Origin of the sequence: Arcicella lustrica (genome assembly GCF_034930985.1) — a bacterium.
Taxonomy (GTDB): domain Bacteria; phylum Bacteroidota; class Bacteroidia; order Cytophagales; family Spirosomataceae; genus Arcicella; species Arcicella lustrica.
The window spans coordinates 1-17,229 of sequence record NZ_JAYGIM010000005.1 but is presented as its reverse complement, the minus strand read 5'-3'; the positions used below and the strand labels follow the sequence as shown (position 1 = coordinate 17,229).

The window sequence follows — 17,229 nt, the reverse complement described above, 5'->3', positions numbered from 1 at the left end:
AAATCTGAAATCCGATACTCTACATCCGAAATCCGATAGCCGAAGACTGATAGCTTATGACTACAACATCGCTTTCACCATTCTATCTTTCCCAAAGAAATCTTTGATTACATCTACACTTTTAAAACCCTCTTTCCAGAATAAATCAGCCGTTTCAACGCCAAAAGCTTGGTTAATTTCTACGATACAAAAACCGTTTTCAGTCAAGTGTTTTTTAGCGAATTTAGCAATGGCTTTATAAAAAATCAGCGGATTTTCGTCTTCTACAAACAGCGCTAAATGCGGTTCAAAATCCAAAACATGATGCTCCATTTCATGTTTCTCAAGATTCATCACATAAGGTGGATTTGACAAAATAATATCAAAAACAGGTAAAGTATCATGAAATGATTCATCCAAGAAATTTACTTTTTCAAAGTTGATGGTCACTTCATTCAATTCAGCGTTTTGCTTTGCCATTTTTAAAGCTTCCTCCGAAATATCAAAAGCCGTCACGACAGAATGATGAATAATAGCAGCCGTCGAAATCGCAATACAGCCAGTTCCCGTGCCAATATCTAATATCTTGGGAGACGAAGAAATGAGTTGTTTTTTAGCTAAATCCTGAAAAGTATGTATCGTTAATTCAACCAATTCTTCCGTTTCTGGTCGAGGAATTAAAGTGGCAGGACTTACTTTGAAAATTCTTCCATAAAATTCTGTTTCGCCAATAATGTACTGAACAGGTTCATGTTGTTTGATTCTATGAATAATTTCTTGATAATCGAAATCTTTTTTCAGCGGATTGTCCAACAAAATATCTGTTTTAGAAATACCTTGAAAGTGTTCTAAGAGTAAATAAACGATGCTCTTCGCTTCGTTTTCATCGTAAACAGCGTTAATTTCGGAGAAAAGTTCTTGGAATATTTTTTTTGCGGACATACAGGTTATCAATAAAATTTATGCAAAGTTACGAAGAATATTACGCCAAGTCTGCTGAAATGTGGATGGCTCGTGCATTACAATTGGCTCGTTTGGGAGCGGGAACGGTTTCGCCGAATCCGATGGTGGGCTGTGTTATTGTGCATGAAGGTAAAGTTATTGGCGAAGGTTGGCATAAAAAATATGGCGAAGCTCATGCAGAAGTAAATGCTGTAAATTCGGTTGAGGATAAATCTTTGTTGCCAGAATCGGAAGTTTATGTGACGCTTGAGCCATGTTCTCACTTCGGGAAAACACCACCTTGTGCAGATTTGCTGGTGAAACATCAGGTAAAAAAAGTAATTATTTGTAATGTAGATTCAAATCCATTAGTCGGTGGTAAAGGAATTGCCAAACTAAAAGCCGCTGGAATCGAAGTAGAAACGGGAGTTTTGGAAGCAGAAGGAAGAACTTTGAACAAGCGTTTTTTTAGTGCTATCGAAACAAATCGTCCTTACATTATTTTAAAATGGGCAGAAACGGCTGATGGCTTTATCGCCAAAGAAAATTTTGAAGCTGTACAGATTTCTAATCTACTTTCCAGAAGATTTGTCCATAAAATGCGAAGTGAAGAGGATGCGATAATGGTCGGGACAAATACCGCTCGTTACGATAACCCAACCTTGAATACTCGTTTCTGGACGGGCAAAAATCCTTTAAGAATTGTGTTAGACAAAAACCTTAGTTTGCCTAATTCCTTAAAGATTTTCGATAACTCTCAGCCAACGATTTGCTATAATTTGCTTGAAAATAAAGTAATAGAAAATACTTCATTTGTGAAAATTGAAGAAGCAGATTTACTCAAAAACATCATTCAAGATTTAGCAACAAGAAAAGTCCAATCGCTTATTGTAGAAGGCGGAAGTACTTTACTTCAAGGTTTTATTGATGCCCAACTTTGGGACGAAGCCATCGTTTTGAAAAGTAAAAAAATACTTCAAGCGGGCATTTTAGCACCAAAAATTGAAGGAAGTGTTACAGAAATTTCGGATTTGGATACGGATAAAATCATTAAGCTTTTCCGCTAACAACTTTTAAGCCCACAATTCCAACCGTAATCAACATCAGAAAAAAGGCTTCTGACCAATTAAGTTTTTCGTGAAAGAAAAGTATTTCAGCAATTTTGATGAAGATTAAAGCTGATGCAGTCCAAACAGCCATTGCTGTTGCGGTTGGAATAGTTTTTAGTGCGATTGAAAAAAAGTAAATATTGCCGATACCAAAAACGATATAACCTAATAAAGGAATAATTTTTAAAATCCCTTCCATCTCCAAATACTTGTGAAGTGGAAGGGATTTTATGTCTTTAAAACTGAGGAATTTTAGCGAAAATGTCCATGCTGATTCAAATAAAGCAGCAATTAAAATATAAATCCAAGCCATTTATTTGAGGTCAGAATGATGATTGTGAGATTCGGGATTTTCTTCTTTTTCTTTCTGTTCAATTCTACGGTAAGTCATAGAAGAGTTTTCAATCATAAAAGAGTGTTCAATATCTTCAATCCAATGATTGATTTTCTTTAAGATATTCGGACGTAAATTATAATACCAAGCAAACCATTTGTAGCGAAGTAATTTCTTTTCATCAAAACGCTTTACTGAAAAGGCGTGTTGTAAGAAATAGTCTTTCGGATAATCGTAGTATAACCCCCAATTTTCTCGTTCATTTCCGGGCTTATGTTCCGGGAAATATGCCGTACCAAAAAGATAATCCCAGAAAGCAAATTTGGTAGAGAAATTCGCATGAAATACTTCCTGATAATTGGCGTGATGCCATAAATGTAATTCTGGCGAATTGAAAATATACTTCCATTTGCCCATTTTTACATTGATATTCGCATGAATAAACATCCCGAAAACAGCATCTAATAATGCTTTAATCGGTAAAACGGCTGGGTCGGCACCGAGTACGATGATGGGTAAAAATTCAATGGTTTGGTTGATGATAATTTCTACCACATTAGAACGTGAACCTTCTAAAAAATCTACTTCTTTGCCCGAATGATGTGCTTCATGGGTTCTCCAGAAAAATTTATTAGAATGTTGAAAACGGTGAAACCAATAAATATAAAAATCGTGGGTAATCAAGAAGAAAAGTACTTGAACAGGAATCGACCAATGTTTTACAAATTGATAATCAGACCAATCGAAATTGACATTAATCGGCTGAATGATATAATCAAAAATAAGGATTTTAAGAAAGTAACTTTGAATGATTGTGTACCAAACCAGATCTACCCAAAAGCCTTCTCTAAAAAGTTTTAGTCCTTTACGATAAGGATAAAGCCTTTCCATCAAGATGATAAAAATTATCCAGCAGACAAGTATCGAAGTGGTTATTGTTAAGAGATTCATATTGGTTGGGTAATTTTGAAGCGGAATTAAGAAAAAGACTGATTCAATTTTGTAGAAAAGAGATTGTATCAAATATAAAGGTAAGCTAATATTATGTTGTTAAATACCTCAATTTTCATTCGTTAATAGAGATGGACTTAAGCCCATCCCCTATTAATGAATGAAAATTGAGGAAATATACGCTCAAAACTAAACAGAATATTCTGCTGAAATATGTTTTCTTAATTTTTTCATTTGAGAAATTTCTGCTTCATATACTTTTTTGATACCATCACCCGCAGCGATTTCTACGTCACGAATGTCTTTTACCAAGCGAGCCAAACCTTGTGGTTCTACAGAAGCAGCGTGGTCTGAACCCCACATGGCACGGTCTAAAGTAAAGTGGCGCTCTACAAAAGTAGCTCCTAAAGCAACAGCCGCAACGGTTGTAGCCAAACCTGTTTCATGACCAGAGTAACCGATTGGCGTATCTGGGAACATTTCTCCCAAAGTTCTAATCATACTCAAATTCAATTCTTCTGGTTTGCAAGGATAAGCTGAAGTAGAATGAGCAATCATCAATGGATAATTTTCATCGAAATTCTTGATAAAAGCAACCGTTTCAGTAATTTCTTTCACGGTTGACATTCCCGTTGAAATCATCAATGGGCGACCTGTTTGAAGAATTTTTTCAATCAATTCTAAGTCAGTCAAAGAAGCCGAAGCCAATTTATACAAAACTGGACTGAAATACTCTAAGAAATCAACAGAATCTACATCCCAAGGTGAAGCGAACCAGTCGATACCTCTTTGTTTTGCGTGTTGGTCGATGGCAGAGTATTCTAAATTGCCAAATTCAGTTTTACGTTTGTAGTCGATGTACGACATTCTTCCCCACGGAGTATCACGTTGGATTTCCCATTGGTCAAGCGGAACACATAATTCTGGTGTTCTTTTTTGGAACTTTACAGCATCTGCTTTGGCATTTGCTCCTTCGTCAACCAATTGTTTTGCGATGTCTAAAGAACCATTATGATTGATTCCGATTTCGGCAATAATGTAGCATGGCTGACCTTTACCGATAACTTTTCCTGATGATAATGTAACGTTTTTCATTTGTAATGTACATAAAACCCCCTGACCCCCAGAGAAGAGTTTGTTAGAAAAGTAATGATGCCTTGGGGATAAGAGATTGTTCAAATATTAGCATTTGGACAATCCCCAAAAGACATGATGGTTAAAATGTTTTATGGAAATCGAAAAAAGATTAAGATTGTGAGGCAATGATTAATTCAGCAAATTCTCTGAAACAACCTTCACCACCTTTATTTTCGCAGATATAATCGGCAACTTCTTTGGTAAAACTAATGGCATCACTTGGGCAAGCGGTTAATCCTACATTTTGCATAATTTCAATATCATTCACATCGTCGCCGATGTAGGCAATGTTATTTTTGGTTAGATTTCTGTTTACCATAATTTGAACTAACACAGCCAATTTTTCTTTGATGCCCAAATGCAATTCAGTAATCTTGAGTTTTTCGGCTCTTTTGGCAACTGAAGGTGATATTTCTCCTGTAATAATCGCTGTTTCAATGTTGGTTAATTTGCGAAGTCTTTCAACACCCATTCCATCACGGATATTGAACTTTTTTAATACTTCACCATTTTCACCATAATATACTCCTGCATCCGTCAACACGCCATCACAGTCGGTAATGAGTAATTTGATATGCTTTGCTTTTTCGTGTACGCTCATGTTTAGTGATTGAGTGAGTTGTGAATTAGTGATTGATTTTCAATTGTGATTGAGTGAGTTGTGATTTAGTGATTGATTTTAAAATTTTGAGTTAGTGAGTTGCTAATTAGTGAATTATTTTTTTAATTATGATTAAATTTCAATTTTTCACTTTTTTAATCACTCAATCACAATTCACTAACTCACTAAATCACAATTATACAGCCGTCCATCCGCCATCTACGACCAAATTTGCTCCAGTCATGTAAGCCGAAGCGTCGGACGCTAAGTAAATTAATGCCCCTTGATAATCGCTTGAAGTTGCCATTCTTCCTAAAAGTGTTTTGGCAGAATAGTTTTTTACGAAATACTCATCTTGCGAATTTTCTACACCACCCGGCGAAAGTGTGTTTACTCTTACGCCTTTGTTGCCCCAATAAGCCGCCAAATAGCGAGTAAAATTGATGATTGCTCCTTTGGTAGTTGGGTACGATGGCGATTTGAAAAACAACTGTTCGCCAGCTTCGTTGCGGTAAATACTTTGGTCTGGTCCAACGATTCCGTAGGTAGAAGCAATGTTGATGATGCTTCCACTACCTTGTTCTGCCATTACTGTTCCAAATACTTGTGAGCATAAAAACACACCCAACACATTTACTTCTAAAGATTTGCGGAATGATTCTAATGGATATTTTTCAAAAGCAGAAAGCGAAGCCGCCAATTCTGGATTTTCAAACATATCGTTGATAGCGGCATTGTTCAACAAAATATCAATCGAACCGAAGCGAGCTAAAATTTCATTTTTTGCGTCTATCAAAGAGGTTTCATTCGTAACATCAATATTTACTCCTAAAGCATTTTCGCCCAAAGTTTCAGCAAAAGCTTTTGGATTCGCTTGAGCGATGTCTGCCACTACAACGTTTGCTCCAACTGCCTTTAAGGCTTCACAATGCTTCTTTCCGATAAGTCCAGTTCCACCTGTAACAATTGCCGTTTTTCCGACCAATGAAAACAGTTGAGGAATGGTACTTGTATTTATATTTTCCATAAAATGTTATCTCTAAAAACAAATTGCTAAAGAGGTTTAATCTAATTCAGCAAAGACATTTCATAATTCATCACTCATAATTCATAACTCTATTAGGCTTTTGCCAAAGCAGGCTTAATATTATAATTGCTTGTTTTTCTGAAAACAGCTTCTAATACTTCACCCTTCAAGTACGATTTTACATCTTTACTTTCGATAGCTTCTTTCAAAATTGGCATTACTTCACGGTAAGCCGAAAGGGTGTATTGAATGTCTTCGTCTGAGTGACTAAAACACATATTATGAAAACCAGCCCACAATACGCCACGCTTAATCATTTCTTGTTGCATCAAAGCTTTTACTTCTAAACCATTGCCTGCTTCTGGAGCGAAAGTCACCATTGAACGGCAGTTGTAGCCGATACATTTGGTCAGGTTTTCTAAACCAAATTCTTTAGCGATTTCGTTGTAACCGTCTTTGATAATTCCGCCTTTTTCATCTAAATAAGCAGGTACGTTTTTATCTCTGATTTCTTTAATGGTAGCAATACTTGCTGCCAAAGAAAGTGCTTCGCCTCCGAAAGTTGTGTAGCTAAATACTTCGCTGTTGAACAATTCCATTACATCCGCACGACCAGTCAATAAAGCAATTGGCATTCCGTTGGCACAAGCTTTCGAGTAAACTGCTAAATCGGGAGTAACTTTAAAATACTCTTGAGCTCCACCCAAAGCAATGCGGAAACCTGTCCACATTTCATCAAAAATGAGTAAAGTGCCATTTTCACGACAAACCTCAGCTAATTCTTGCAAGAAGTTATTTTGTGGTGCTTCAAAAATGAAAGGCTCAAGAATGATGGCGGCAACGTCTTCGTCTAAAGCTTCTTTGATGGCTTCGATATTGTTGTATTCAAAAGTGTAAGTCATGTTTTGAATGGCTTCTGGAATACCTGCATTACGGCTTGTAATACCGATATACCAGTCGTGCCAACCGTGATAACCACAGCAGAAAATCTTCTCACGACCTGTAAATGCACGAGCCACACGAATAGCTGCCGAACAAACATCTGCACCAGTTTTCGAGATTTTTACGGCTTCTGCATTAGGAATTACTTCTTGAATTAATTCTGAAAGTTCTACTTCTAATGGGTGCATCAACGAAAAAGTGATACCATCTTCCAATTGTTTTTTGATGGCTTCGTCAACCACTGGATAGGTATAACCCAAAGAAAGTGGGCCAATCGCAGCGTTGAAATCTATATATTCGTTGCCATCTACGTCCCACAGGTGCGAGCCTTTGCCTTTTTGCAAATACTTCGGTGCTACACCTTTGGTGAATTGCCCCGGGCCTTTGGCAAGTGTTTGTGTGATGGGCTTTTGTACTTTTAAAGCTCTGTTATACCAATTATCCGACTCCGTGATGTTGGGATAATTTTCGTTTGATTTTATCGTGTTGGGCATTTTTTTTGGACTTTAGGACTTTAAGATGAAAGACACAAGATTCAAGACAGAAGAAGCTTTGAGCCTTGAGCTATCAGAGCAAAAACTCAAAGCTCATTGCTCAAAGCTCAAGGCTCATAGCTGATAACTCACAGCTACTTCCAATATTTTCTCTGCCATTTGTTTTCCTGTGAAACCTTCGTATGCTAATACTTCATTCAAGCGTGCTGGTTTGAACCATTTTTCATTTAAAGCAATCGGTAAAACATCGGCTGTCATTCTGTTTTTCAATAAAGTTTCTGCTACGATACTGTACAAACCACCTGTCAAGAAATGGTCTTCAATCGTTACAATTAAATCTGATTGTTGAGCCGCTTTAATGATTGCTTTTTCGTCCACAGGTTTCAAACTTCTCATGTTGATTAAACCCACAGATTTACCTTGTTCACGCAAGATTTCAGCGGTAATCAAGGCTTGTTCAAACATAAAACCATAAACCAAAATCGTCACGTCTGTACCTTCTGAAATGATTTCAGCTTTACCAATTTCAAAATTTGTATCGTGCTGATACTTGGCTGGTCTGGTACAAATACGTACATAAGCAGGATTTGGCGTATTCCAGATTTTAGGTAACATCGTCACTAAATCGCTTTCGTCGGCAGGAGCAAAAACCTGCATATTCGGAATACCACGCATGATACTTACGTCTTCAATTGCTTGGTGCGTTGGGCCATTTCCATCCGACAAAAAACCCGGAATAAAACTGCTCAACTTTACAGGAAGATTGGCAATACCGGCATCAGTACGGATAAATTCAAAAGCACGCATCGACAAAAATGCCGACAAAGCATGAACAACAGGAATGCGTCCACGTAAAGCCAAACCTGCGGCAGCACCAATCATCGTTTGTTCGGTGATACCTGTATCTATAAATCTTTTTCCCAAAACTGCTGGTAGGTTTCTCACCAAAGCACGGTTTTCGGCAGTCATTACCACAAATCGCTCGTCAGCAAGGGCTGTATTTTTTAATAATTCTTCGTACATGATTTTATTTTTTTAGCTGTGAGCTATGAGCTGTCAGCTTTCGGTCATCGGCTTTCAGCTTTCGGATTTTAACCACACAACTTTAAACATTAAATCCGATATCTGACATCCGATACCCGAAATCCAACAAGCTATCTAACCACCAACACCTCTGATTCAATATTTGCTGCGTGAACGCCGTGTAATTCTTCCATCAATTGAGAAACTTCATTTTCTGAAAAATTACAGAACCAACGGTCGGCACGGGCTTCGATACTTGGTAAACCTTTTCCACGAACAGTATCAGCAATAATAACATTGAGTTTACCTTTCTGGTCAGCAATGGCTAAAAACGCTTCTTCTAAATCTTGGAAATTATGTCCATCTATTCTTTGAACATTTGCTCCAAAAGCCTTGAATTTATCCGCTAAAGGTTCTAAAGGAATTAAATCTTCCGTGGCAACATTCGCTTGAAATTGGTTGCGGTCGATTACAAAAATGAGGTTATCTAATTTGTAAGCATTCGCCACCAAAACGGCTTCCCAACAAGAACCTTCATTCAATTCTCCATCGCCCAAAATACAAACGATTTTGTTTTCTGTACCTCTGATTTTACAATCTAAAGCTACGCCCAACGAAACAGCAGGAAGATGTCCCAACGAACCAGAATGAAATTCAATGCCCGGAATTTTGGTGTTCGGATGCCAGTAAATATTATCGGATGTAGAAAGATGATTTTGTAAACGATTAGCCTCTAAAATACCCATTTCAACCAAAGTGCCATACAAAGCAGGTACATCATGTCCTTTTGAAAGAAACAGATAATCACGGTTGGGGTCGTCGAGGTTTTCTTTGCTAATATTTAAAAAGTCGTTGTAGAGATAAACCATCAAATCGGTAGCTGAAAGGGACGCTCCTACAAAACAACCGCCATCAGTGGACATTCCGATGATGTGTTCACGTACTCGCAAAGCGATACTTTTTAAGGTTTCTAATTTTTCTTCGGTCATTTTATTTATTTGGAATTTACGCTAAATGCTCAATTTGGTTTGCTCTTGTGAAATGGTTTTCAGTTCACCTAAATGATTTCTGTACCAATTTACGCCAGCAAAATGTTGGTTAATTTCATAGATTTCAGGTTTTTCTTGCAGAAGTGTCAAAATATCATCTAATGAAAATCGAGGATTTTGTGGATATAATTCTTCAAAAACTCGTTTGATAAATAAGTAATCTTCATGATAATCAATCGTAAAACGATGCGACATCGAGTAATCTAAATTCGTTTCCCAAACTACATTCGCCAAGCGAAATTTATCTGGATTTTCCCAGAAATAAGGCGTTGTATGTTCCAACTCTAAAGGTCGAACTGCTTCTTGCCAAGCTTTACTTAGTGCTTCCGAAGTCATGATTTCCACATCATTACCATCTGGATAAGTAGCAGGATGGAGGTTACTCACAAAATCATATTTCCCTTCGTTTTCAACATAAAAATCCAATACTTTATCCACAATATGTGGGTCAATCAATGGACAATCAGAAGGTATTTTGATAATAATATCAGCATTGGTTAATTTCCCAACCTGATAATGTCTATCTAATAAATTATTTAAACTTCCACGGAAACAAGTAATGTTTTTTGTTTGACAAAAAGTTTCAATAACATCATCTTGTTGGTCTTCAGAAGTAGCAATTACAATCGTTGCTTTGTGTTTAATTTGCTGTAAACGCTCTATCATTCTATAAAGCAGACTTTCTCCCAAAATGGGTAATAAAACCTTTTTGGGTAATCTACTCGACGACATACGTGCTTGAACAACAATAGTAATGGCAGTCATTTATATTATTTTAAATGTTATTGAAAGACTAATTCTGACTGAACAGCTTTGTATTGATATGTTTTAACAAAGTCTTCTTTTTTACCTTTGAAAGCTAAAAAATCACGACAAACCTGAGCAATATTTTTAGCAGAAGTACCTTTGTTTTGAATAGGCATTTGTCTTTCTAATTCTTCTTTATCGAAATAAGAATGTACTTTTTTACCCAATGCCATACCAACATACACTGCCGATGAATATTGTGTGATGAATTCTTCGCAATTAGCAATCATCGGATTAATATTTCCAGAAGTATAAATCAAAGTTCCTTCAGGCGTATTTTCCTTAATTTCCGCAACAGCCCTTTCCATTATTTCGTTAGGATGAAGTTTGAAGATGAGTTGTCTTCCAGCGGCTTTTTCTACACAATCTTTAATAAAGCCAATTCTATCTTCGGGTCTGAAGCATTCTCTGCTATCAGAAGTCGCTACTAAAACATAATCATGTAGAGGAAAATCGTTCTCCAAATATTGTTCACAATTGTCAAAATTTGGAATACCAGTTACTAAGATTTTGTGAGCCTTAGTACCAATCTTAGAGAAGCGTTCTTTGTAACCTTTTGAAGCAGCACAATAAATATCACAAAGATTTGAAGAACCATTTAATGCAGTACCAATTGCCCAATAGCGAGGAAGGTTTAATTTTTTGATGATTTTACTGAAAAAGTTATACTCATCAACCATTCCTTCTTGTACCCAAATAGTTTTTCTTTGAAGTAATCTGTCAGGAATAATCATATCAGAACAATAAACGACTAAATCGTATTGATTTTTTTTTGCCTTATAATCCATTTGAAGACTATTTTCAAGGCAAAATTTTTCAGAATTCGCTTTAAATTGACCAGACAAAACCGTTTTTGCTAAAAAATCAGTTTTATCAAGTACCCATTGTATGAAGGGCGAATCCACAAAAATTTGACTAAACCAACAATCATATTCAGGCAATTGCTTCGCAATTTGATGCATTTGAGTCGTTTGGTTGATTGAACCCGTGATGAATAATATCTTCTTTTGCATAAATGATTTGTGTTGGATTTAAAACAAAATTATCAAGCAAGTATTAGGTTAATATTATCTTGAAATTAAGTATTTGGTAAGTTTTCAAGATAATCAACGCAATTATAAATTCATGTGGTTAGTCAAATGTAAAGTAAAGTTACAGATTAGTCAATAAAATTGTTTAATCTGTATATATAGCAAAAATGACTAAAGAATAAGAGATGTATTAAGTATTTGATATTCAGTTGTTTATTAGAAATCGAATCGCATTCTAAATCTTATTGTTGGGTTGGCGCTAACATTTGGGTTTTCCAAGTAACTCAAACGTTTTACCAAGTCTAGTCTTAATACTTTAAAAATATTTTCAATACCAAAACTCATTTCCATATAAGGTTTCTTTTCTAATGAAAAGGTACTAGCTTTTCCATTTTCATCGGTAGGCATTACCAATAAACCATTTCCCGCAGTGGCTTTGTTTTGGTCGCTGAGTTTTCCAATCAAGCCTTTAAATGTAATTACTTCTCTTAGTTTTAATTTTCTGATTAGCGGTAATTTATTGAAAATGAATCCATTAAAATGATGGTCGATAAATAAAGCTCCATATTGGTCACTCACAAATTCCAAGAAATTCATTAAGTTATAAGCTTCAGGCTGATAAGCATAAGTTTGGTTGGCTCTATGAATTGTCAACAAAGCAAAAGGGAGAGGATTAAATGTTTTACCGCCTTCCAAAGCCACATCCGTATAACCAATTGGTGGAATGTAAATTCTTTTCTGAGCATAAGCCACGAGTCGATGGAAATTGTACTGACCATCCAACAATCCTTTCATGCCCAAAGTATATCTGATTTGGAAAGATGGATACTTATTAATAATCGGAATGCGATAATTTTTTCCTTGATAAAATTGCTCATTTGGTGCATATCTTAATCCAATCATTAATTCACTACTGATGATTTCTGGAATATTTTTCAGCGTCCCATCATTTTGCAAAGTATTGAAATACAAAGAACCAGTAGGCGTTTGGCGAATATTTTTAAAATTAATATTAACAGTTAAACCTGTTTTAGATTCATTCAGATAATCAAGATTGAGTACTTTATTGTAGGTCATTTTATTATTCTGACCTCTTTTGAATGAAAGCAAAAAATTGTCTTCCTGCACAAATTGTAATTCTTGTCCCGGAATTTTGATTTCATTTTGATACGAAATTCTGAAATGTTTAATAGGATAAGTATAAGTATTGTGGTCGGTTAAGGAAAAGGTTGCCGAGGCAAAATATTTATAACGTTCATCTCTAAAACCATAAGCCACATAGGTTTCAAAAGCCATTCGTTCACTAAAAGTTGGTGTCGTTCTACCGCCAATTCTAGCCCTAAATCCTTCAATCGGGTTGAAACTGTAAAAAGTATTGACTGGTCCAATCTCAAAACCACCCATTGGTTTATAACCTTCAAGCAAAAAAGTTGCCGTGTTCATTACTCTTTGGAAGGCTGGCACTTTTTTTACACTATCCACCATCGAATAAATGCCTAATTCTTTGCTTGATAAAGAATGATGCCGAGCTTGTTCCCAGAAAGCATCATCTCGTTTTTCAGCATCTTTTTGGATGTCGGTCTTTAAGCCTTCAAAAATATTTTTTTCAATCGCTTTATTGATAACATAGTCTTTATACGACACACTCCTTTGTCCGAAAAGTCCCATGCCATTTTCTTTTTTGAGGAGGTTGAATTCAATTGCTAAATCATCTTTGGTCAGCATCAAACCTTCGTTTTCAATAAAATCATATTCTTGCGAAACTCGTAAATCCGTTACAAAATTCACATTGATGTCTTTCGAAAAACCCATTTGTACTTTTCTAATCGCATAGCTTGAATCTAAAGAAATAAGCATTGTTCCTTGAAAAAGCTGGTCGTTTGAATTTCGTGGAGAAAAACCCAAATTCACACATTTTGTCCCTTTAAATTCTGTGGTGTCGATAATCACGTAACGATAAAACTGCGGAGCAACAGGAGCGGTTGGTCCTAAAAATTGCGTAGCTAAGAGTAAAATATTATTATCATAAACATTTACGTCTTGATAAAGTGCTTCTAAATATAACTTGATACCATTATTATCCACATAATTTCCCAAGCCCGTCATTTTTTCACCTTTAATTATCTCCTTTTTATTTTCAGGCAATTTTCTGAAATAAACGTCCGAAATGGTTTCCTTCAAATACATCGGCAAATTGACTTTCCCCGTGATTTGAGAAGTATCTAAATGGTTAAAAACGAAGTCAAATTTCCTGAGAGAACGTTTATTTCTAAACTTTTCAGAAACATTACTCAAATCAAATTCTAATTTTTCGTACTTGTTGTATTGATAAAAATCTAGCGATTCTTTTCTGTTTTGGGCTTTATGTTCAATTACTTTTCTGATTAATACAACCGCTGGATTATCTTTATTTCGATAGCGGTCTTTTTTGCCTTTTACGGTTACTTCTTGTAAATCAGTGTTTTGTGTTTTGAGTTTAAAGATTACAGAAACAATTTTTCTACCATCTATTTCTCTTACTTCAGGCGAATATCCTACAAAAGCGACTCTAAGTGTGGGTTTTAGTTGAGGGGTTTCTAAATAAAAACTGCCATTCATATCGGTCTGAGTACCTTGTTTAGTCCCCATGATACTGATATTTACGAAAGGCAAAGTTTCTCCAGTTTTAGCATCTATTACTTTGCCTTTGATTCTGGTAGTTTGCGCAAAAACCGGAGCAACTGCAAATACTAATAGTGTTAAGACTGAGTAAATTTTGAGTATTTTGAAATATGCACTCATTATAATTTTATGATTAAAATAAAGCAGTGAAGTACTTTTTGTACTCCTTTGTTAAGCTGTTTGAAAAAAAATCACTTGGCTTTCCTATAGAAGCGTATCAAAAAAAAGGAAAACAAAGTTCCTAGATGATTTTAGAAGAGTGGCTAATTAATATTTATATAATATTGTCCCAAAAGTAATAACTTATAATTAATATTTCAGTAACTGCATGAATGTTTGAAATACCTATTTTTGATTCCCTTATATTTTACAAGCAGACAACCGTTAGTGTTGTTTAAAAAACAAGAGAATGAATATTTTACCAAGTGCTTCAACCATGATAAAACTAATGGTAAGCGATTATGTATTTCAGATTAGAAAAATTTTGTTAGTTTTTCCTCAAAAACTGTCAAATGCAATTGTTTTGACAGTTTTTTCACTCTTGTTTTTTCAGCAGGAAATATATGCTCAACATAAAACGGAACATATATTTTTGATTACAACTGATGGTTTTCGTTGGCAAGAAGTATTTGGTGGAGTGGATTCTGTATTATTGAACAGTAAAGAATACACAAAAAATAAAGATAGAGTAAAACAAAATTTTTGGTCGGATACAGCAGAAATTAGTCGCAAAAAAATCATGCCTTTTGTTTGGAATACGATGGCAAAACAAGGGCAACTTTACGGAAACCGCTGGGCGGGAAATAAAGTGAATGTGAAAAATCCGTACTGGTTTTCGTATCCGGGCTACAACGAAATTTTGACTGGTTATGCCGACGATAAAGTAAATTCAAACGATAAAAATTTGAATGAAAATATTACCGTTTTAGAGTTTTTAAACAACCAACCAAAGTATAAAGGGAAAGTAGCGGCATATTCTACTTGGGATGTTTTTCCGTACATTATCAACGAAAAAAGAAGCGGAATTCCTGTGAATTCAGGGAAAGAATTGGTGGAAGGAAATCTGACAGAAAAAGAGAAAATCTTGAATGAAATTCAAAGTACTTATCCAAGTTTAGCCAGCGATCGCCACGATTTTATTACTTATTATTTAGCAAAAGAATATATCAAAAAGAATGACCCAAGTGTTTTCTTTTTGTCTTTTGACGAAACCGATGAATTTGCCCACGAAGCGAAATATGATGAATACCTTTTTGCGGCCAATACTGTGGATAAATTTGTGGGCGATTTATGGAATTACTGCCAAAATAATCCTAAATACAAAGACAAAACGACCATAATCTTAACTACTGACCACGGAAGAGGTAACAAGATTAAAAGTCAGTGGACAAGTCACGGACAAAAAGTGCCTGATTGTTATGAAATTTGGTTTGGCGTAATTGGTCCAGATACTCCAGCTTTGGGCGAAATCAAAACAGAAGGGCAATACTTTCAAAACCAAATTGCTAAGACTTTAGCGAAATTCTTAGGCTACGATTTCCAGAATGGGAAAGAAATAGGAGAAGCGGTGAAAGGAGTGATGAAGTAAATTTTGTCTGTTATCTGTTAATCGTAAACTGTTATCCCTTATGATTCCAAACATTACATTGGAACTGTCTTTTGAGATTTGAGTTTACTTTAACAGATAACAGATAACAGATAACAGATAACAGATAACAGATAACAGATAACAGATAACAGATAACAGATAACAGATAACAGATAACAGATAACTTATTTTAGAATATCCTCAACTCGTTTACGGCTATAACCTGCCGCAGTCGTCATGCCTTTTCCGCCAATCCCTGTTGAAATAAAAATTTTATCTTCAATTTGATACTCATAAGAACCCCCATCAGCCGTTTGCGAATAATAACCAGCCCAATAATTTTGAATTTTCCAGTTTGGTAAAGCCATAATTCTTTTGGCTTCTTTCAAAATTAAATCGTTGATATTCATATCAATTCCTAATGGCAATTTAGCGTTTTCGTCCACATCAGCGTACTCGTGCGAGTCGCCAATAATGATTGAACCATTCAAAGCCTGTTTAAACAAAATATGAATTCCCCATTCTTTATAAGGCTTTTGCCATTCTGGCGTTTGTAAATGTTGGTAGGAATTACAAGATTTAAAACTATCGTAACGACGAATCGAAAGTCCAGATAAAATATTTCCGTTCAATTTTACTTCTGGTAGCGGATAGGTCTGCATCATATTCAGTTTACAGATTTTCATACCGCTTTGGTTGAAAATTTCTGGAAACAAAATTTTGAACTCATGTCCGTTGCAAATCGCTACTTTATCTGCAAAGAGCTTTAGGTTCGTTGCAGTACTTACTTCACAAATTCCATTTTTGATTTCACAATTGATAACAGCCGTATTGTTCATAAATACCAAGCCAAAATCTTGTATCAACATTTGGCGAACTCTATGCACCATCGTTCTTGGTTCAACCGATACTTCATCTGGAAAGAACAATCCGCCCTTGTAATATTCTGAATTGAGATTCGGAAAACGTTCATAACATGATTTTCTGGAAAGAAGCGTAGAAGAATACTCTCTGATTTTAAACAAAGCTCTTGCTTCTTCTAAAAGTACCATTTCCTCATCGTCGGAAGCAAAGTAATAAGTGCCATTTTGACGAGCCGTAATATCAAATTTTGCTTGGATTTTCTTGTAAATGCCCAACGATTCACGACCATATTCAAACCAAGTATCTAAGGCTTGTCCAGAAGGAACAACTTGCCCGAAATTTCTAATAGTAGCTTCAATCGGCTCAGAATCTTTGTCAATTAATAAGACAGATTTACCTTGCGTGAGAGCGTGATAAGCATGAAAAGTACCAATATTTCCAGCTCCGATAACGATTAAATCATATTTGTTCATAAAGTGGTTTGTGCAAAAGAGATTATTTTAATTGTGAGTTAGTGATTTGTGAGTTAGTGATTTGTGAGTTAGTGATTTTTTAAACCGAAAGGTATTTTTGCTAAATTTTATTGATGTTGCAAGCTTTGTGTTTGCCCAAAATGTCTCTAAAATTAATAATTTGTTGTAGCGGCAAACCCTTGCGGTTGCCGTTTAGGATGCGGCAACCGCAAGGGTT

Annotated in this window: 15 protein-coding genes; 2 read left to right on the top strand and 13 right to left on the bottom strand. The window is 35.6% G+C overall.

All coding sequences use genetic code 11. The features are described from left to right. Nucleotides 1–60: 60 nt before the first annotated feature. A complete protein-coding gene (prmC, locus tag VB798_RS06795) occupies nt 61–921 on the bottom strand; it encodes a peptide chain release factor N(5)-glutamine methyltransferase (protein WP_323257285.1) in 861 nt (286 codons plus the stop codon). Between the two features lie 20 nt (nt 922–941). Here prmC and ribD point away from each other — a divergent pair, with 20 nt between their 5' ends. Then, entirely contained in the window at nt 942–1,988 is a 1,047-nt protein-coding gene (gene ribD, locus VB798_RS06790; RefSeq protein ID WP_323257283.1) for a bifunctional diaminohydroxyphosphoribosylaminopyrimidine deaminase/5-amino-6-(5-phosphoribosylamino)uracil reductase RibD, read from the top strand. Here ribD and VB798_RS06785 read toward each other — a convergent pair. From VB798_RS06785 to VB798_RS06735, 11 genes are all read right to left on the bottom strand, one after another. Further along, nucleotides 1,972–2,343 carry a DMT family transporter gene (locus tag VB798_RS06785; protein WP_323257281.1) on the bottom strand — a complete coding sequence of 124 codons (372 nt, stop codon included), beginning with the start codon at nt 2,341–2,343 and terminating at the stop codon, nt 1,972–1,974. The two genes, ribD and VB798_RS06785, sit on opposite strands and share 17 nt — an antisense overlap. Continuing rightward, nucleotides 2,344–3,315 (bottom strand): sterol desaturase family protein, encoded by a 972-nt coding sequence (locus VB798_RS06780; protein WP_323257279.1) that lies wholly within the window; start codon nt 3,313–3,315, stop codon nt 2,344–2,346. It lies immediately after the preceding gene. Between the two features lie 189 nt (nt 3,316–3,504). Further along, nucleotides 3,505–4,410, bottom strand: coding sequence for an N-acetylneuraminate synthase family protein (locus tag VB798_RS06775; protein WP_323257277.1), 906 nt, complete (start codon nt 4,408–4,410; stop codon nt 3,505–3,507). A gap of 151 nt (nt 4,411–4,561) precedes the next feature. Then, a complete protein-coding gene (locus VB798_RS06770; protein WP_323257275.1) occupies nt 4,562–5,053 on the bottom strand; it encodes a KdsC family phosphatase in 492 nt (163 codons plus the stop codon). Nucleotides 5,054–5,249: 196 nt separating this feature from the next. Beyond that, entirely contained in the window at nt 5,250–6,080 is an 831-nt protein-coding gene (locus tag VB798_RS06765; protein WP_323257273.1) for an SDR family oxidoreductase, read from the bottom strand. A gap of 92 nt (nt 6,081–6,172) precedes the next feature. Then, nucleotides 6,173–7,516 (bottom strand): aminotransferase class III-fold pyridoxal phosphate-dependent enzyme, encoded by a 1,344-nt coding sequence (locus tag VB798_RS06760; protein ID WP_323257271.1) that lies wholly within the window; start codon nt 7,514–7,516, stop codon nt 6,173–6,175. 114 nt (nt 7,517–7,630) lie between these two features. After that, nucleotides 7,631–8,539, bottom strand: a complete 909-nt coding sequence (locus tag VB798_RS06755) for a transketolase family protein (protein WP_323257269.1) — start codon at nt 8,537–8,539, stop codon at nt 7,631–7,633. A gap of 131 nt (nt 8,540–8,670) precedes the next feature. After that, on the bottom strand, nt 8,671–9,528 hold the full coding sequence (locus tag VB798_RS06750) for a transketolase (RefSeq protein WP_323257267.1): 858 nt from the start codon (nt 9,526–9,528) through the stop codon (nt 8,671–8,673). A 21-nt stretch (nt 9,529–9,549) separates the two neighbouring features. Then, nucleotides 9,550–10,353 (bottom strand): glycosyltransferase family protein, encoded by an 804-nt coding sequence (locus VB798_RS06745; RefSeq protein ID WP_323257265.1) that lies wholly within the window; start codon nt 10,351–10,353, stop codon nt 9,550–9,552. Nucleotides 10,354–10,370: 17 nt separating this feature from the next. Next, entirely contained in the window at nt 10,371–11,408 is a 1,038-nt protein-coding gene (locus VB798_RS06740; protein ID WP_323257263.1) for a hypothetical protein, read from the bottom strand. Between the two features lie 234 nt (nt 11,409–11,642). Beyond that, nucleotides 11,643–14,207, bottom strand: a complete 2,565-nt coding sequence (locus VB798_RS06735; protein ID WP_323257261.1) for a DUF5686 and carboxypeptidase-like regulatory domain-containing protein — start codon at nt 14,205–14,207, stop codon at nt 11,643–11,645. Between the two features lie 289 nt (nt 14,208–14,496). Here VB798_RS06735 and VB798_RS06730 point away from each other — a divergent pair, with 289 nt between their 5' ends. After that, nucleotides 14,497–15,675, top strand: a complete 1,179-nt coding sequence (locus VB798_RS06730) for an alkaline phosphatase family protein (protein ID WP_323257259.1) — start codon at nt 14,497–14,499, stop codon at nt 15,673–15,675. A 185-nt stretch (nt 15,676–15,860) separates the two neighbouring features. Here the strand turns inward: VB798_RS06730 and VB798_RS06725 are convergent, their stop codons facing one another. After that, nucleotides 15,861–17,012, bottom strand: a complete 1,152-nt coding sequence (locus VB798_RS06725) for a TIGR03364 family FAD-dependent oxidoreductase (protein ID WP_323257257.1) — start codon at nt 17,010–17,012, stop codon at nt 15,861–15,863. Nucleotides 17,013–17,229 lie beyond the last annotated feature (217 nt).

Excerpts from the sequence above, each read along its gene's own strand:
- VB798_RS06725 (WP_323257257.1), bottom strand. The coding sequence starts at position 17,012 with ATGAACAAATATGATTTAATCGTTATCGGAGCTGGAAATATTGGTACT.
- VB798_RS06750 (WP_323257267.1), bottom strand. The coding sequence starts at position 9,528 with ATGACCGAAGAAAAATTAGAAACCTTAAAAAGTATCGCTTTGCGAGTA.
- VB798_RS06740 (WP_323257263.1), bottom strand. The coding sequence starts at position 11,408 with ATGCAAAAGAAGATATTATTCATCACGGGTTCAATCAACCAAACGACT.
- prmC (WP_323257285.1), bottom strand. The coding sequence starts at position 921 with ATGTCCGCAAAAAAAATATTCCAAGAACTTTTCTCCGAAATTAACGCT.
- VB798_RS06775 (WP_323257277.1), bottom strand. The coding sequence starts at position 4,410 with ATGAAAAACGTTACATTATCATCAGGAAAAGTTATCGGTAAAGGTCAG.
- VB798_RS06755 (WP_323257269.1), bottom strand. The coding sequence starts at position 8,539 with ATGTACGAAGAATTATTAAAAAATACAGCCCTTGCTGACGAGCGATTT.
- VB798_RS06735 (WP_323257261.1), bottom strand. The coding sequence starts at position 14,207 with ATGAGTGCATATTTCAAAATACTCAAAATTTACTCAGTCTTAACACTA.
- VB798_RS06760 (WP_323257271.1), bottom strand. The coding sequence starts at position 7,516 with ATGCCCAACACGATAAAATCAAACGAAAATTATCCCAACATCACGGAG.
- VB798_RS06730 (WP_323257259.1), top strand. The coding sequence starts at position 14,497 with ATGAATATTTTACCAAGTGCTTCAACCATGATAAAACTAATGGTAAGC.
- VB798_RS06765 (WP_323257273.1), bottom strand. The coding sequence starts at position 6,080 with ATGGAAAATATAAATACAAGTACCATTCCTCAACTGTTTTCATTGGTC.
- VB798_RS06745 (WP_323257265.1), bottom strand. The coding sequence starts at position 10,353 with ATGACTGCCATTACTATTGTTGTTCAAGCACGTATGTCGTCGAGTAGA.
- VB798_RS06780 (WP_323257279.1), bottom strand. The coding sequence starts at position 3,315 with ATGAATCTCTTAACAATAACCACTTCGATACTTGTCTGCTGGATAATT.
- VB798_RS06770 (WP_323257275.1), bottom strand. The coding sequence starts at position 5,053 with ATGAGCGTACACGAAAAAGCAAAGCATATCAAATTACTCATTACCGAC.
- VB798_RS06785 (WP_323257281.1), bottom strand. The coding sequence starts at position 2,343 with ATGGCTTGGATTTATATTTTAATTGCTGCTTTATTTGAATCAGCATGG.
- ribD (WP_323257283.1), top strand. The coding sequence starts at position 942 with ATGCAAAGTTACGAAGAATATTACGCCAAGTCTGCTGAAATGTGGATG.